Source organism: Bacillus sp. sid0103 (genome assembly GCF_019219025.1).
In genome coordinates, this window is record NZ_JAHUWN010000005.1 from 120,847 (window position 1) to 136,301 (window position 15,455).

Genomic DNA, 15,455 nt, shown 5'->3' on the forward strand with positions numbered 1-15,455 from the left:
TGGATGCCATCCACGATAGATTTGTTAACGCAACTATTTGAAGAAAATCGCAATGAAGCAAATGCCGGACCAATGAAGAAATATATGAAAGATCATTTTCCTTTTCTTGGAATCAAGAAACCAGAGCGCAGTGTGTTGGAGAAGCAGTTTTTTCAAGCAACAGGGATATTAAAGGAGCCATTTAACCAAGAATTTATTCGCGCGCTTTGGGCGAAGGATGAACGCGAATACCAGTATACGGCACTGGTTTATATGGAAAAGACTCTGAATAAACTCGAGAAAACGGATTTACCCTTCATGGAGGAGTTGATTGAAACGAAGTCATGGTGGGATACGGTGGATGCGATTGCACCTAAGCCAGTTGGAAAAATGGCTGAAAAGTTCCCGGAAGTTGTGGCAGAGACAATTGATGGCTGGGCGACGCATGATTACCTCTGGCTGCGGAGAGCGGCGCTGCTTTTTCAATTAAAATATAAAGTGAACACAAATGAAGACCTCCTTTATCAATACATACGTCTTAATGCAGACAGCAAGGAATTTTTTATCCAAAAGGCAATTGGCTGGGCATTACGGGAATATTCAAAGACGAATCCTGCTTCCGTGCAGAAGTTTCTTGAAGACACAAAGTTAGCACCGTTAAGTGTTCGGGAAGGAAGTAAGTATTTAGCTTGAGCATCTGGGAGATAATGTTTTTGATATTCTGTTAAAATGGCAATAATGAATAGGGATTGAGGGTGGGACTAACATGATTAAATGCATTGCAACAGATATGGATGGAACATTATTGAATTCAGTTCAACAAATCAGCACAGCGAATAAGGAAGCCATTTTAAAAGCGCAGGCTCAGGGAGTAGAAGTCGTTGTTGCGACAGGCAGGTCTTATCAGGAAGCAACCTATGTGTTAGATGAGGCCGGTTTAACCTGCCCGGTTATTTGTGTGAATGGTGCAGAAATTCGTTCCAAAGAGGGGGATGTCCTTTCAGCTACGCCAATCGGTAAACAACTAGCTAGAGAGGCAGCATCAAGGCTCGCTAAAGAGGAAGTATATTTCGAAGTATATACAAATCAGGGAGCCTTCACCATTGATCCCGACAAGGCCGTGTCGATTCTCGTTGATATTGTTATGAGTGCTAACCCCGAAGCGGATCAAGAGGAAATTATCGAAGCAGCAGGGGCAAGAATCCGTGATGGATTAGTCCATAAAATCGAAGATTATGAACTGCTTTTTGCCAATAAAGACTATCAAATTTATAAATTACTGGCCTTCTCGTTTGATGCAGACAGACTTGAAGCAGCCAACCAAGCATTAGCAGACTTAGAAGAACTTGCGATTGCGTCTTCCGGTCATGAAAACCTGGAGATCACGCACCACGATGCCCAAAAGGGGATTGCGCTTGAGTCATTTGTGAATGCAAACGGGATGGATTTAGCGGAGACGATGGCGATTGGCGATAATTATAATGATGTTTCGATGTTTAAAAAAGCTGGCAGAGCGGTGGCAATGGGCAATGCCGGTGATGAGATCAAGTCTCTTTGTGATGCTATTACAGACACCAACGAAGAAAGCGGCGTAGCGAAGGCAATTCTTGAAGTTATTTAAGGAAAGGTAGGAGTCAATGAAGAGGCTTTGTTCGATTTTACTAATAATGGTTGTCGTGTTGTCGGGCTGTTCGCTATTTGAAAAAAATGACAAGGGAATTCAAGGGAATGAGGTTGTTGTTCCCCAGCCAAATGTCGAAGTGGTGGCTGAACGATTGCATGTCCCTTGGTCTATTGATAAGGTGAATCAAGCATATTACATCAGTGAACGAACCGGAACCATCGTGAAGATTGAAAATGGTAAAACAGAACGTCAGCCCGTCCGTTTAGCGATGCCGCTGGCCAAGGCGGCCGAAGCGGGGCTGCTAGGCTTTGTTCTTGACCCTCAGTTTCTAGAAAATCATCAAGCGTACGCCTATTATACCTATAGTAATGACCAGAAGGGACAATTTAATCGAGTGGTTGTTCTAAGGACGAATGGTTCGGTCTGGGCCGAAGAGAAAATCCTGCTCGACCGGATTCCAAGTGCTGCCTATCATCATGGCGGCAGGCTCAAAATCGGTCCCGATGAATTGCTTTATATCACGACAGGTGATGCAACCACTCCGGAAACGGCTCAGGATGTAAAGAGCCTGAATGGGAAGATATTGCGGATGAAACTAGATGGAGCGATTCCAGCTGACAATCCGTTCCCAAACTCGTATGTCTACAGCTATGGCCATCGCAATCCACAGGGCCTAGTGTGGGTAGGGACGACCCTGTATGCAAGTGAGCACGGCCAATCGGCACATGATGAAATCAACCGGATTACGCCGGGAGCGAATTTTGGCTGGCCGGTGATTCAAGGGGCGGAGCAGAAAGCTGGGATGGTTACGCCTTTATATCAGTCAGGTGATGAAACATGGGCACCATCCGGCCTGGCAGCAGCCAATGGGAAGCTTTATGCCGCAGCATTAAGAGGCAACGCCGTTCGTAAATTTCGCTTGGATCAGAAGCAAACAAGCCCTGTCGTTACTGGACTAGGAAGAATCCGTGACCTCTACGTCGATGGCGCCTACCTCTACTTCGTCAGCAACAACACCGACGGCCGTGGAAACCCAGATGAGAATGACGATAAACTATATCGGGTGCTAATACGAGATTTGTGAACGGAAAGGGTGTCAGGCACCATGTGAAGAATTCACATGGTGCCTGACACCCTTCTTTTTGATCTCTGACAAAAAAACGGATGATTTTGCTAACGATGCAGAAGAGTGGAATAAGGAATGGGATGCAATGGGACACTATTGGAATAAGAAAAAGGAAACCTTCCTTGCTATAGGTTGGTTGAAGTTTATACGAATGGTATCAGGCAAAACGTTATTAAACTCATTTAAGCATACTTTATACTGATGTTAAGAAGTGATAATTTACAGGGGGATTATATGGAACTATCTCTATTATTAGAGTATGGCTGGGTTTTACTTATTTTGATTCTTTTAGAAGGGTTATTATCTGCTGATAATGCTTTAGTTTTAGCTATTATGGCAAAGCATTTACCAGAAGATCAGCAGAAAAAAGCGATTAATATTGGATTGCTATTAGCGTTTATCTTTAGGATTGGTGCCATCTTTATTATTTCGTATCTTTTCCACGTTTGGCAGGTTCAAGCCATTGGGGCAGCTTATTTAATTTTCATCGCATTAAAACATTTACTAAAAAAGGACCACGGAGAAAAAGAGAAAAAAGGGAAAAGCTTTCGTATGACGGTTGCGCAAATTTCATTAGCAGATATCGCATTCGCTGTTGACTCTATTTTAGCTGCCGTAGCTCTTGTCATTGCCTTGCCAGATACACCAATGGGGGATATCGGAGGTATGGATGGGGCTCAATTTATTGTTATTTTATTAGGAGCGGTTGCAGGATTAATTGTTATTCGTTTTGCAGCCGGGTACTTCGTTAAGCTATTGACAGAACGTCCTAGTCTTGAAACAGCAGCTATGTTACTTGTCGGTTGGGTAGGGGTTAAGTTATTAATGCATACTCTTGCGCATCCAGCACTGCACATTATTCCTCACGAGTTTGTTGAGGGACCCATTTGGAATACAATCTTTTGGTCAGTTATGCTTCTTATTGCTATAGGTGGATGGTTTTTATCGAAAGGGAAAACAGAAAAAACCAGTGAGGCAAAGTAAAATTTCGGTAGGAATCCGGCAAAAATGATAAAAAAACTGGATGAAAAAGTGGAAACTTGAGCCCATCTAGTCAAAAAACGAAAGAGATTGGAATGTCCAATCTCTTTTTGACGTGCTAATCCCTTAGAGGATCTCAATTTTCAATGAATTCACCTGGGAAACAAGGAGTTCTTCGTAGTCTTTTTGGGCTTGGTAGTAGATTTCTTGGTCGCCGGCTTTTGGATTTTCCTTTTTGGCTTTGTCAATTAAGTCCTTTTGAACCTTCTGGGACATGACAATCAAATGATACTGCTTCTTTTCCATTGCCCAGAACTTCTCTTCGCCATACTCGTTAATCAGTTTTTTAGAAGACTCAAATTGATAATATTGCTCGCGTGCTTTGAGGAGGGCTGTATCCACTTCGGTCTCTGCTGCTTTGTGACCCTTTTCATCAGCCAGTAAGGCCATCGCACGGAGACGAATAATTTGCGTTAATAATTGATTTTTATCCTCGAGTGTTTTCTCCTGGCTGTCTAAATAAGCCAGTTCTTCTTCTAACTGTTTGCCCGAGTATTTTTCCTCTGCGCTCTCGCGGTTGATCGCCAGTTGTAATTGGTTAATAAACTTATAAAAGCTGACATCCTCAGTAGTAACCCAGTCACCGTTCACCTTGGCAACGCCTTTTGGCTTGGTGACGTTAAGTTCTATTACCTTCTCTGCCTTTTTACCGTCTTTTTCTAACGTAAACGCTGCCTCATATTTCCCGCCCATCGGCAGATTCACTTTACCAGAATAAGTGCCATTTTTCCCTTCAACAAGCTTTACATCATTGCTGCCATGATCCATTTCTGTCATCGCTAAATGGGCGGACACATCGAGTCCCTTCACAGCCTTTTTGTTCTCGATTATGTTTATTTCAAATGGCATCGCCGTGTCCTTAACGAAATATAGGTCCTTCGTGACTGTCACCTTATAATTTGGTTCTGAACTGCACCCTGTTACGATCGCAACCAGAAGAAGGATGGCAAACATTAGCCGTATCTTCATCAGCTGATCCCTCCTAAATGATGAGTGTGTAAAAACTCTGCTACTGTATATTTTTCCATTTTTCCATCAGCTAAATAAGCTACATGGGTACATATCTGCTTAATTTCATCCAGATGGTGCGAGGAGAGTAGAATGGTTTTATCCTGAAGGGAACCGAGCACCTCTAAGATCTCTTTTCTGCCATGCGGGTCGATGCCGCTCGTCGGTTCATCCAGAATGAGCAGGCTTGAATCTTGATAAAGGGTAATCGCTAAACCAAGGCGCTGCAGCATCCCTTTGGAATACTTTTTCACTTGTTCATGGCGGTCGTCCCACAAGCCGACCGAGCGAAGCACCTGCTCAATCCGTTCCTGGTTAGCGGTCTTTGATACTGCTTCGGCAAAGAACGTCATATTTTCAAGGCCGGTCAGCATCGGATAAAGCATGAATTTTTCTGGGAGATAAGCGATTATTCTTTTCCATTCCTCATTTTTCTTGTGGACCGCAATCCCATTGATTAAAATCTCCCCGTTCTTAACCGGCAATAACCCAAGCAGACTACTAATAAACGTTGATTTCCCGGCCCCATTGCGGCCAACCAATGCACAGATTTCGTTCGGATAAATGTCGAGATTGATTGAATCTAAGACTGTCTTTTTTCCGAAAGATTGCTGTAAGTTTGTCACTTTGATCATTCGTACCCCTCCTTACGATTGAAAACAATCGCTGTGAAAAATGAAGCGATGAGCCAGAACAAGAGATTTCCGAGTAGGAAGAATACAGGCTTCGTCCACATAAACGCTTGTAAAAGTCTCGACATATGGCCAAAGGAATATACACCTGTTCCTGTTTCTAGGAACATTCGAACAGCCTGAAGCGGATTTAAAAAGTAGACGGAAGAAAATAGTTTCACATTTTCATGCGTTACATCAGGTAAGAACGACAGCAAGATAAAATCATGTAAGAAGAAGAAGTAGAACCAGACAAAAATCGTATAGCCGATAATCTGCATCCGTGAACGGCTAAAAGAGCCGATTGCCGCGCCAATTTGCAGGAATACGAGGCTCATGCAAACGATCGCCGCGACAAATATAAAATAACTTTTCATATCGAGTTGAAAATTAAATTTAAGCAATAACAAATAAATGAAAAACCATGTTAACAACGGAATCAGCACAACGGCATAGAGCCCGAGGCTTTTTTTTATGAGAAAACTTCCGAAATGGTCTGTCTTGGTTAATAGCATAATCAAGGTCTTTTGTTCTTTCTCTTGGAAAATCGAGAACGCCCCGATAAACAAGCAGAGAATCGGGATAAAATAGATGATCGTATCAAACAAATTGATTAAGAGCACATAATAGCCTTTATCAAATGAAAGGACAGAGGATCGAAATAAAATCGCGATTGAAATCAGAACAATAATGCTTAAGCTAAGCCACAGTCCTTTTCCCCTTAAATTTTCCTTCCATTCCTTCCAAATATAATGCATAGTCGTTGTCTCCCCTTTAGTAAAATCGCCACAATTAGTAGGCCGGCAATCAGAAAAATCGCTTTCGCATAGGTTCCTTTTGCAGCTGTGAGAGGGTGCGGGTCATGAAACATGACTGCTTCGGTTGTGAGTACAGAGTTCATTTTTTCGTAAATCTTCAGAGCGGGACTTTTTAAAAATAAATAGGATAATTCTTGGTCTTCGATTAATTGGTATAAAGAAGATTGATAGGTTATTGGAAAATCCCCAATGCTGTCTTGGTCTAGATCGGTGATGGGGAACGTGCCGCCCCAATCATTCCCTTTGCCATCTTTGCTCCAGGAATTATGGTCACTAGTGCCACCAAGGGTTACAGCAGGAATCGTATTTTCGGTAATTTGGTTTAACGTGAAAACTTGTTCATTGGAACTCGCCCACAATTCAATACCGATCTGATTTTGTACGATTTTGTTGTGGCGAAATTCGTTTCGCGTCGCTTGATCGATATACATACCGCGTTGATTCATGTAAAAAGTATTATTGGCAATATCATTGTCATTGGCTTGGAGCAGCAATAATCCAAAGGACTTGTTGCCGTAGTTTACGACGAATTGATTATCTTCGAGCTGCAAATGGTTCGAGTTCATAATTGCAGCGCCGCCGGTATTCATCGTGAAGGTATTTTTCTTAAAAATGTTTTCATCAGAATACATGTAATGTAATCCATATCTAGTATGGCTGATTGTATTTTCATAGCTGTGATTGTGATTGGCGTATTCAAAGAACATCCCGTCCCGGGTGCCTTCGATCGTATTCTTTTCTAGCAAATTATCATTGGCATAGTAAACATGAATCCCATTCCCCTGGGAGGCAATTTCACCTCTCCCCAGACCTTTAATATCGTTGGCACGAATGGTATTCTCGTGCGCCTGGCTTAAATAAATGCCGTGAAAGGAGTCTCGGATGCTGATGTGTTCGACAAGATTCTTGTTTGTGTAAATCTTGATGGCCGCATATTCCTCTGCTGAGTTTCGGTTCATACTGCCATGTGTGACTGTCAGGTGGCTCAGCGTCACATGCGGGGCCTTAATCGAAATGACATTCCCCGTTCCATCTCCCTTGATCACGGTATGATTTGAGCCAATAATCGTCATCGGTTTGTCGATGACAATATTGCCCTGGTACGTTTTATTTTCAAGATTCAGGACCGCCCCTGCTTTCAGGCTGTCGATCGTTGCTTGTAAATTTTCGGCGGCCAGCTTTTTCTCAGGACTCATAATTAGCAATAGAGAAAAAATGAAAGAGAAGAGCGCAAGTTTTTTCATTTATTTTCGATCCTTCCATAACGGAATGAGTAGTAGGATAAACGCTGCCATCACCAAATACGTACCGATGCCAAGAAGGCTGGTCGTTTGAAAGTTTGCAACGGTGTTATGTCCTATAATAGGTGGAACAAATGGATCCATTTTGATCGGTGCTTCAGGACTTAAATTCGTGCCAAACTTCTTCAGGGCATGATGGAGGTCATAGATTCCAAGCCCGCCGCCAATGACAAAAAGGCTGATTAATCCGTACAGGACTGATTTTTTTCGAAGCAGGGCGGTTATAAGCGTAAGGGCAGCCAATCCACTAACCAGGTAAGGTAAATACGATAATTCAGGAAAGTTCTTTTCACTGAAGTTCGCCATCCCGATATAGTGATTTAGCCCATTAACGATATCTATTTGCCCATCAAGCTTATTCGGGTACACGATGATATTTAACCCTTCAGGATATTGGGGGGCCACGAAGACCATTTTCCACCACGGAAAAAACAATGAGATGACAATTAAAATAGTTGAAGTAACTAGTAATAAGGAAGAAACTACTGATAATTTTTTCGTTTTACCCTTCATATTAACATCGCCTTTATTAAGAAGTGGAGGCGCCTTGACGAGCCCTAACAAGCATAAGGCGAGCCCTTCAAGAAGGCGTTTTTTGCCTTCTTAAGAGAGTGACTTAGACGAAGAGGGGCTAGGCGCTGCAACTAGATTTTATAGATAATAAGAGTTGTAAACACAGATGGGTATCAATCGATTTCATTGATACCCATCAGCAACGGATTATTTAGCAGGTTTTACAAGGAAGTATCCGGTCATTTCCTGGTGAAGTGCAGAACAGAAGTTTGTGCAATAAAGTGGGTAGGTTCCGGCTTTATTGGCGACAAATTCCATGGTGTTGGTTTGTCCAGGCTGAACTTCCATGTTTAAGTTATAGCTGTTGATGGCAAATCCGTGGGTGATATCCTCATCAAAATCAATATTTGTCAGATGAATCGTGACATGATCTCCTTCATTTACTTCAATCACATCAGGGCGCTTTGCTTTGGCATCAAAGATGAATTTTGAACGCATCGCGATTCCGTATACATCGACTTTGTTGCCATTGCGGACGATTTTCGTATCGCTCTGCTTATAAACGGCTTCCTTATTCTTTTCATCTTTCGGATAGACTTCAATCGTTTTGATCTTATCGGCTTTAATAATTTGTGCATAGTGCGGTTCTGGGTTGACTGGTGCGGATTGGACTACCTTCATTTTGCCGCTGATATCAATGAGCTGCATCGATTCTGGATGAGAAGGTCCGACCGACAAGTAGCTGTCTTTGGCAATCTTGTTTAAAGCAATGATCCATTTTCCATCTGGTGCCACGGTGTCACCTTCGGCGGCAACAGAGTGTCCTGGAGAATATTGAACAGGAACACGGTCTAACGTTTCCCCTGTTTTTGGATCCCATTTCACAATCTCAGAAGAAATGAACATTGTTGTATAGGCCATACCTTTGTCATCGAATTGTGTGTGTAATGGTCCTAAGGCATTTTCAGGGTTAACTTCTCTTTCCATAACGGATTTATAATTTAGGACTGGAATCCCATTCCGTTCCCCAGCGAAGTCTTTGTTTGCAACGGCTTTAAATGCTTTTTCAAACGAGAAGACAGTCATTGTTGGTGCTAATTTTCCGGAAGCAATAAAGTGCTTGCCATCTGGTGTAACGTCGACTCCATGTGGCGATTTTGCGACTGGAATTAAATAGATGCCGCCTTTTTGCTTTTCAGGGAAAATCATCTTCTGTCCGCCTACATTTTCGTACTTGCCTTCCTTGACCATTTTTTCGAGCTCTTTCCAGTTAAACAGAACAATATAGTCACGGTCTGCTTGTGAAGCGTTTATTTCAAGGTTCGTGGTAGCTTCTTCGGTATTATAAGTCGTCATAACCGCCCAATCAGCTGATTCTTTTTTACCCGCATCGGAAAGGTCATAGGACCATGGTGGAAGCGCAACTTGGTAGCCAATATTTAGCTTTTCTTTGCTTTGGTCAAACGTTACTGCAGACATCACGCCGCGGTATTTTGTGCTGTAGTCATCTAGCGATTCGTATTTGTGTTCAAGCGGTACGGCGAAACGTGTCGGCAGGAACATATACTCAGTGTTTTCAGTAACGAAGGCAGCACAGTGCGGGCCGCTTGTATTTGGAACCTTAATGATGTCTTTCACGGTGAAGGTTTTTAGATCCATGGCGGCGGCACGGCTGTTACCAACATCGGTCGCAAACATATATTTACCGTCATAGTCACCTTTAGTCTCAGAGAAGGCTGGGTGATGGAGGTCGCCCCATGTGTACCCGCCCATTAACTTCTTCGAGTGTTCATCAAAGCCATACCCTGTTGCTGAATCCTGTGAAAACACTGGAACCGTTCGAATATGACGCATCGACGGAACCCCATAAATAAACATTTGACCTGAGTGGCCGCCAGACGCAAAGAGGTAATAATCATCTTTTTGGCCGAATGGTACGTACACCTTTTCTGCATCGCTCTTTGTAGTTGAGGCTGCTTCCGTATTCGTCTTTGTTGAGAAATCGGCAAACGAGATCGTTGCGGCGACAAACCCGGCAAGCAGACCCGATGCAATCGGAATCCATTTTTTCATTTCAGTACACCACCTTTATTTTTCAGAAGCTTGTTTAAGTAGTTCTAATACTTGCTTACGTTCTTCATCTGATAATGGACTTTTGCCAATGACGCCTGACATGACGGCTGAAGTTGGCGCTTTTAAGAATTCTTCAATCGGCTTGCCGTGTTTCCCTTCAACGTTGGCATACGCCTGTGATAGGTCTGGCCCTACGGCACCGCCTTTAATATTTAGAGCTTCAACACTGTGACAGCCAAGGCAGCCTTTTTTGTTTAGGATGTTATCCTCATTGGCAGAAACCGTAGTGGTTTCTTTTGAATCTGTTGTCGCTTCCTCTTTGGCAGCTGCTGTTTCTGTTGCTTCAGTTTTTTCTGTTTGTGCCACTTGAGGCTGTTTTTCGGAATCCCCCATGATCACGCCAAACACTAAGTAGCCTAATCCAAAGCCTAGTAATGCACAGATAACAAAACTAATAATGGCTTTATTCATTTTTTTCCCTCCTTTTTTATATAAAATGAACACCTTCATCCTAAACGCTTACAATCGAGAAATTTGTGACCTGACGCACACTTTTTTAGTAGTTTTTGAACGTTTTGTGAAACACCGTTATTTCAAGCAATTTGGAAAAATGAACGTTTTGTGAATTTCGTCACTACATCAGGAGACGGTGTTTTTTACAATAGGAAGTAATCAATACGGAGATGAGAGAAATAGGTGGTGAGAAGAATGAGTCGAATTGATTGTGTAAAAGATCCACATTTAGCCATTTATCAGGAAGTTGCCCATACGGCGTTACTTCGAAAAATTGTTATTTTTAAGGAGTTATCACAAAAATCGCTGTCGATTATTGAAAAAAGGATTCAAACGCTGAAGTTGAAAAAAGGGGAACAGATTATTTCTGAGGCTGAGGCGGCCAAGGGGGTGTACTTTATTCATTCCGGCGCGGTTAAGCTGACGAAGAAGGACGAAAACGGTAATGAAATGATCGTCTGTGTGAAGCAGCAGGGGGATGTGTTTGCAGAAGCCAGTTTGTTTACAAAGAGGACTGAAACCTATCCAGCAACCGCCACTATGCTTCAGGATGGGTTGATTTTATTCTTGGATAAGCTGGAACTTGAGCGCGATTTATACAACCAACCGGAGTTATCGATGCAAATGATTAGCTATATGAGCGATGCCTTACGAGAAATGACTGCACAATTAAGAGATGTTGCCCTGCTTGATGTCTATGCGAAGACCGTTAAGACGTTAGAGCGTCTGGGAAATAAATTTAATAATGGTTTAAATAGATGGGATATTGAGATTCCCTTAACGATTCAGGAGTTTGCTACTGTCGTGGGAACCTCGAGGGAAAGTGTGAGCCGAGTTTTCTCAAAGTTGAAAAAAGACGGTATCATCGATATGAAGTCGCGGAAGATTATTATCCTTGATTGGTGTACGCTTTGTACATTGCTGCATCGGGAATATTAATAGGAAAACTGATTTTGGAAAGTTTAAGGACCCATTGATTAGTGATATTTAAAACAAAAAAACTACGAGTGGGAATCAAATGACTTATTGGTTACTGTTTGGTCTGAAAAAATGATGGATTGGTCATCATAAGGTCTCTATGGTTACCGTTAGGCTTGAAAAAATGATGGAACGGTCATCATACGGTTTCTATGGTTACCGTTAGGCTTGAAAAAATGATGGAATGGTAACCATACAATCTCTATGGTTACCGTTAGGCTTGAAAAAATGATGGAACGGTCATCATACGATCTCTATGGTTACCGTTAGGCTTGAAAAAATGATGGAATGGTCATCATAAGGTCTCTATGGTTACCGTTAGGCTTGAAAAAATGATGGAACGGTCATCATAAGGTCTCTATGGTTACCGTTAAGCTTGAAAAAATGATGGAACGGTCATCATAAGGTCTCTATGGTTACCGTAATGCCTGAAAAAATGATGGAACGGTCATCATAATTTCTCTATAGTTACCGTTACAACTGAAATCCTATGGAATAGGCATCATCCACTATGATGATAATCGCAATGAGAGGTAGCTTAATTTTTAACCCTCTAATAATTCACGAAAACATCTGCTAAAAATGAAAAAAGCCCTTCGCTGCGAGGGGCTTTTCGTTTACTTATCAAATTTATACGTCCAAAACCGTTCATTATTAATCCACTTCATCACTTGCGGGTCTTGGTTTTTTAATTTTTCTTCCACACCGCTGAACATTTGCTCCGTTTGGGAACGGTGGGCTTGGATAGCGGCCAGTTTTGTTTCAGCCACCGGACTAATATTATTGAGGATGTCTGGTTCCCCCAGTTCATCTACACAATTATTCGAGAAAGCGACACAGTGTAAGGTTGGCCGCGCGGCTGCAGGCATTTTTTCAACGGCACGAACGACCGCCGCACCAGTGGCATCATGGTCTGGATGAACGGAGTAGCCTGGATAAAAAGTAATGATAAGGGAAGGGTTGACTTCCTTGATCAAAGCTAACATCTGATTGGCTAGCTTCTCTTCATCTTCAAATTCAATCGTTTTATCGCGGAATCCGAGCATACGCAGGTCTTGAATGCCCAATACTCGAGCAGCTTCCTTCAATTCTTCTTTTCTAATTTTCGGCAGGTTTTCACGATTGGTAAATGGGGGATTTCCCATGTTGCGTCCCATTTCACCTAAAGTTAAACAGGCATAGGTGACAGGAGTGCCGTTCTGCACATGGGTCGCAATGGTCCCGGACACACCGAATGCCTCATCATCAGGGTGAGGGAAAACGACCAAAACGCGGCGTTCTTTTTCCATAAATCATTCTCCTTTCGGGCATTGCCTTATTATTCAAAAGGGGTGCTGGAAATCTCCAAGGCAACCGCTAGTTTTCCATTATGGTCGTGACCGGCTAATAATAAGTGATTCTCTTCATCTATTTCGTAATGGGTGATACCTTCTGCGTAAATCCAGCCAAGGTTGATCTTTAAACCAACCCGAAACGGGCCATTCCCTGTTATCTTTCCTAATTCATAACGGACAAGTGCATTGCGGATAAATGCTCCAGCCGAAAAGAATGATTGATCGTTATGTGATGCATAGGCACCGTTTGTCGTTTCAAGGTGAATATAAACATCTTTATTCGCAAAGCTGTTGATGGCAGCCTGTGCTCCTTTTACATCAATAGGTTCCAAAGTGCAACCTCCTTTCCCTTCATTTATAAAATGATTATGTCTATTGTCTATTGTAATTAATAATGTAACTATCATACTAAAATTAGGTAAAAAATGCGAAATCCATGCTTATAACGGTGCCTGACACCATAAAAAAAGAAGAGTCGATCCTTTTGATCGGCTCTTCTTGTCAGTCGATAGGCGCTTTAAGGGTCCTATCACCATTCTTATTCGACACAGTCCTCACAGTATTCAGTCGTAGCTTTTGCCGCACTGCGGTAGGCCCCATGCCAGGTAGGACCGACATATTCGTTAAGCCGGAAGCCTTGCTGGATGGCTGCGGTGATAAATTCTTTTGCCACATCGACCGCATCATAAACGGATTTTCCTTTAGCTAATTCAGCGGTAATCGCCGATGAATACGTACAGCCTGCCCCATGTGTATAGGTGGTTTCAAATTTTTCTGACTCGTAGAGCATAAAGTCCTTCCCGTCATAAAGGAGGTCGACTGCTTTTTCTTCGGATTGGAGCTTGCTGCCTCCTTTAATCAACACGAATTTTGCACCTTGTTCATGGATTTTTTCGGCTGCTTCCTTCATTTCAACAACCGTACGCGGTGTCTTCATGCCGGCCAGTTGTCCTGCTTCAAATAGATTTGGAGTAACCACTAATGAACGTGGCAGCAAAAACTCACGCATCGCATCGGTTGTTTCTGGGCTTAAAACCTCATCTTCCCCTTTACAAACCATAACAGGGTCAATAACGACACGCTCCAGTTTGTTTTCATCGATTATACGGGCGGCTAATTGGATAATTTCTACTGTACCAAGCATCCCTGTTTTCATCGCATCAATCCCAATGGAAAGAATGGTTTCCAACTGCGTCTCAAGCGTATCAACCGCAATCGGGAAAACACTATGGTGCCAGTGGTTTTTCGGATCCATCGTAACAATGGATGTTACTGCCGTCATTCCGTAGACACCAAGCTCCTGAAATGTTTTTAAGTCTGCTTGCAGGCCCGCCCCGCCGCTTGTATCAGAACCAGCTATGGTCATTACTTTTTTAATCGTCATATGTACTCCTCCTTTGGTTCATTAGTTCTTTCTTATTATAGAACATTTTAATTAATTTAACAGAAATTGCCGCAGAACATGTCTCGAAAATTTACCCGGGCGCAGGCTGCCCTGCTTGTGGTGAACCTGTTCGCTTAGCTACTCTTGAAGAGGATGGCAAGAAAGTCATCCATTGCACGCGCTGCCTCGCACAATGGAATGCCAAACGCCTCGAATGTGCGCACTGCGGGAATGATGACCATAAAACCATCCTGTTCCTCACGATAGACGGCGATGCGGTTTCCCAAATTCAAGTTTGCGAAGTTTGTCATGGCTATATTAAAATTATGGATACACGTCAATATATTGAAAAACCATCCGCTGCCTTACTGGATGTACACTCCATCCACTTGGATTATGTTGCACAGGACAATGGCTATCTGGCAGCGGCCGAGAAAAATGATCTACATTAAGAGGGTGCTCGAGTCATGAAGGCTGCGGCCATTATTTTATCAGGTGGAAAATCAAGCAGGATGGGCACCAATAAAGCCCTTCTAAAAATAAACGAGAAAACGAATATTGAGAGAATCACAGATACATTAAAGGTGTCGTTTAGCGATATAATTCTTGTAACCAATCATCCTCGAGAATATCAATTTTTACGACAGAAGATGGTCTCGGATCATTTTCCAGGTAAGGGGCCGTTAGCAGGAGTTCATGCCGGTTTGCTCGCTTCGCCCTTTGAGACGAACTTCGTTGTCGCATGTGACATGCCATTTGTTTCAGTTGACCTTGCGGAACTGCTTGTAAAAAAATGCGGCGAATACGATGCCGTCATCCCTGTTATCAATGGAATCCAACACCCATTATTTGCTGTCTTCCAAAAGAGGGTGACCGAGGCGGTTGCACAACGTATTGAAACGGGACAACTTCGAATGAAACACCTGCTAGATACATTGAATGTTCTGTATGTAACAGAAAAAGACCTTCAAGCATACAGCAGCATCGATGTAGAACGAGTCTTTTTTAATATGAATTACCCAAATGAATATGAAGACGCCAAAAAGTGGGCTGGAGCGAAGGATTTGTAAGAGCGAAAAAACCTCCACTTAT

17 protein-coding genes are annotated in these 15,455 nt (G+C 42.7%); 7 read left to right on the forward strand and 10 right to left on the reverse strand.

Features of this window, described 5'->3' with window-relative positions; all coding sequences use genetic code 11:
• Positions 1–3: 3 nt before the first annotated feature.
• The 4 genes from KW850_RS07580 (at position 4) to KW850_RS07595 (ending at position 3,713) form a co-directional block, all read left to right on the forward strand.
• Complete coding sequence (locus tag KW850_RS07580; RefSeq protein WP_218346959.1) at positions 4–672, forward strand: DNA alkylation repair protein; 669 nt, start codon at positions 4–6, stop codon at positions 670–672.
• A 73-nt stretch (positions 673–745) separates the two neighbouring features.
• The gene (locus KW850_RS07585) at positions 746–1,600 is read left to right on the forward strand and encodes a Cof-type HAD-IIB family hydrolase (RefSeq protein WP_218346960.1); all 855 of its coding nucleotides are present in this window, start codon (positions 746–748) and stop codon (positions 1,598–1,600) included.
• 16 nt (positions 1,601–1,616) lie between these two features.
• Positions 1,617–2,687, forward strand: a complete 1,071-nt coding sequence (locus KW850_RS07590; protein ID WP_218346961.1) for a PQQ-dependent sugar dehydrogenase — start codon at positions 1,617–1,619, stop codon at positions 2,685–2,687.
• Positions 2,688–2,963: 276 nt separating this feature from the next.
• Positions 2,964–3,713 carry a TerC family protein gene (locus tag KW850_RS07595; protein WP_218346962.1) on the forward strand — a complete coding sequence of 250 codons (750 nt, stop codon included), beginning with the start codon at positions 2,964–2,966 and terminating at the stop codon, positions 3,711–3,713.
• 123 nt (positions 3,714–3,836) lie between these two features.
• On the opposite strand, the gene KW850_RS07600 is transcribed toward KW850_RS07595, so the two are convergent.
• From KW850_RS07600 to KW850_RS07630, 7 genes are all read right to left on the reverse strand, one after another.
• Positions 3,837–4,739, reverse strand: coding sequence for a FixH family protein (locus tag KW850_RS07600; RefSeq protein WP_218346963.1), 903 nt, complete (start codon positions 4,737–4,739; stop codon positions 3,837–3,839).
• Positions 4,739–5,413: an ABC transporter ATP-binding protein gene (locus KW850_RS07605; protein WP_218346964.1), complete on the reverse strand. Its 675-nt coding sequence runs from the start codon at positions 5,411–5,413 to the stop codon at positions 4,739–4,741. The genes KW850_RS07600 and KW850_RS07605 overlap by 1 nt, the downstream gene beginning before the upstream one ends.
• A complete protein-coding gene (locus tag KW850_RS07610) occupies positions 5,410–6,207 on the reverse strand; it encodes an ABC transporter permease (RefSeq protein WP_218346965.1) in 798 nt (265 codons plus the stop codon). The genes KW850_RS07605 and KW850_RS07610 overlap by 4 nt, the downstream gene beginning before the upstream one ends.
• Positions 6,171–7,511 carry a nitrous oxide reductase family maturation protein NosD gene (gene nosD, locus KW850_RS07615; protein ID WP_218346966.1) on the reverse strand — a complete coding sequence of 447 codons (1,341 nt, stop codon included), beginning with the start codon at positions 7,509–7,511 and terminating at the stop codon, positions 6,171–6,173. The genes KW850_RS07610 and nosD overlap by 37 nt, the downstream gene beginning before the upstream one ends.
• Complete coding sequence (locus KW850_RS07620) at positions 7,512–8,081, reverse strand: hypothetical protein (protein ID WP_218346967.1); 570 nt, start codon at positions 8,079–8,081, stop codon at positions 7,512–7,514. It lies immediately after the preceding gene.
• Between the two features lie 207 nt (positions 8,082–8,288).
• Positions 8,289–10,154 (reverse strand): Sec-dependent nitrous-oxide reductase, encoded by a 1,866-nt coding sequence (nosZ, locus tag KW850_RS07625; RefSeq protein ID WP_218346968.1) that lies wholly within the window; start codon positions 10,152–10,154, stop codon positions 8,289–8,291.
• 15 nt (positions 10,155–10,169) lie between these two features.
• Complete coding sequence (locus KW850_RS07630; protein ID WP_218346969.1) at positions 10,170–10,625, reverse strand: cytochrome c; 456 nt, start codon at positions 10,623–10,625, stop codon at positions 10,170–10,172.
• Positions 10,626–10,862: 237 nt separating this feature from the next.
• On the opposite strand from KW850_RS07630, the gene KW850_RS07635 reads away from it, so the two are divergent.
• The gene (locus KW850_RS07635; protein WP_218346970.1) at positions 10,863–11,606 is read left to right on the forward strand and encodes a Crp/Fnr family transcriptional regulator; all 744 of its coding nucleotides are present in this window, start codon (positions 10,863–10,865) and stop codon (positions 11,604–11,606) included.
• Positions 11,607–12,262: 656 nt separating this feature from the next.
• Here the strand turns inward: KW850_RS07635 and bshB2 are convergent.
• From bshB2 to pdxK, 3 genes are all read right to left on the reverse strand, one after another.
• The gene (bshB2, locus tag KW850_RS07640; RefSeq protein WP_218346971.1) at positions 12,263–12,934 is read right to left on the reverse strand and encodes a bacillithiol biosynthesis deacetylase BshB2; all 672 of its coding nucleotides are present in this window, start codon (positions 12,932–12,934) and stop codon (positions 12,263–12,265) included.
• A 29-nt stretch (positions 12,935–12,963) separates the two neighbouring features.
• Entirely contained in the window at positions 12,964–13,311 is a 348-nt protein-coding gene (locus KW850_RS07645) for a YojF family protein (RefSeq protein ID WP_218346972.1), read from the reverse strand.
• A gap of 206 nt (positions 13,312–13,517) precedes the next feature.
• Complete coding sequence (gene pdxK / locus KW850_RS07650) at positions 13,518–14,363, reverse strand: pyridoxine/pyridoxal/pyridoxamine kinase (RefSeq protein WP_218346973.1); 846 nt, start codon at positions 14,361–14,363, stop codon at positions 13,518–13,520.
• Between the two features lie 167 nt (positions 14,364–14,530).
• Here pdxK and KW850_RS07655 point away from each other — a divergent pair, with 167 nt between their 5' ends.
• Both KW850_RS07655 and mobA read left to right on the forward strand, forming a co-directional pair.
• A complete protein-coding gene (locus KW850_RS07655; protein WP_483862180.1) occupies positions 14,531–14,815 on the forward strand; it encodes a hypothetical protein in 285 nt (94 codons plus the stop codon).
• A gap of 15 nt (positions 14,816–14,830) precedes the next feature.
• Entirely contained in the window at positions 14,831–15,433 is a 603-nt protein-coding gene (mobA, locus tag KW850_RS07660; protein ID WP_218346974.1) for a molybdenum cofactor guanylyltransferase, read from the forward strand.
• The last annotated feature ends 22 nt before the right edge of the window (positions 15,434–15,455 follow it).

What these genes read in the sequence shown, in the direction of transcription:
- KW850_RS07580 (WP_218346959.1), top strand. Translation starts at nt 4, where the DNA reads ATGCCATCCACGATAGATTTGTTAACGCAACTATTTGAAGAAAATCGC.
- KW850_RS07585 (WP_218346960.1), top strand. Translation starts at nt 746, where the DNA reads ATGATTAAATGCATTGCAACAGATATGGATGGAACATTATTGAATTCA.
- KW850_RS07590 (WP_218346961.1), top strand. Translation starts at nt 1,617, where the DNA reads ATGAAGAGGCTTTGTTCGATTTTACTAATAATGGTTGTCGTGTTGTCG.
- KW850_RS07595 (WP_218346962.1), top strand. Translation starts at nt 2,964, where the DNA reads ATGGAACTATCTCTATTATTAGAGTATGGCTGGGTTTTACTTATTTTG.
- KW850_RS07600 (WP_218346963.1), bottom strand. Translation starts at nt 4,739, where the DNA reads ATGAAGATACGGCTAATGTTTGCCATCCTTCTTCTGGTTGCGATCGTA.
- KW850_RS07605 (WP_218346964.1), bottom strand. Translation starts at nt 5,413, where the DNA reads ATGATCAAAGTGACAAACTTACAGCAATCTTTCGGAAAAAAGACAGTC.
- KW850_RS07610 (WP_218346965.1), bottom strand. Translation starts at nt 6,207, where the DNA reads ATGCATTATATTTGGAAGGAATGGAAGGAAAATTTAAGGGGAAAAGGA.
- nosD (WP_218346966.1), bottom strand. Translation starts at nt 7,511, where the DNA reads ATGAAAAAACTTGCGCTCTTCTCTTTCATTTTTTCTCTATTGCTAATT.
- KW850_RS07620 (WP_218346967.1), bottom strand. Translation starts at nt 8,081, where the DNA reads ATGAAGGGTAAAACGAAAAAATTATCAGTAGTTTCTTCCTTATTACTA.
- nosZ (WP_218346968.1), bottom strand. Translation starts at nt 10,154, where the DNA reads ATGAAAAAATGGATTCCGATTGCATCGGGTCTGCTTGCCGGGTTTGTC.
- KW850_RS07630 (WP_218346969.1), bottom strand. Translation starts at nt 10,625, where the DNA reads ATGAATAAAGCCATTATTAGTTTTGTTATCTGTGCATTACTAGGCTTT.
- KW850_RS07635 (WP_218346970.1), top strand. Translation starts at nt 10,863, where the DNA reads ATGAGTCGAATTGATTGTGTAAAAGATCCACATTTAGCCATTTATCAG.
- bshB2 (WP_218346971.1), bottom strand. Translation starts at nt 12,934, where the DNA reads ATGGAAAAAGAACGCCGCGTTTTGGTCGTTTTCCCTCACCCTGATGAT.
- pdxK (WP_218346973.1), bottom strand. Translation starts at nt 14,363, where the DNA reads ATGACGATTAAAAAAGTAATGACCATAGCTGGTTCTGATACAAGCGGC.
- mobA (WP_218346974.1), top strand. Translation starts at nt 14,831, where the DNA reads ATGAAGGCTGCGGCCATTATTTTATCAGGTGGAAAATCAAGCAGGATG.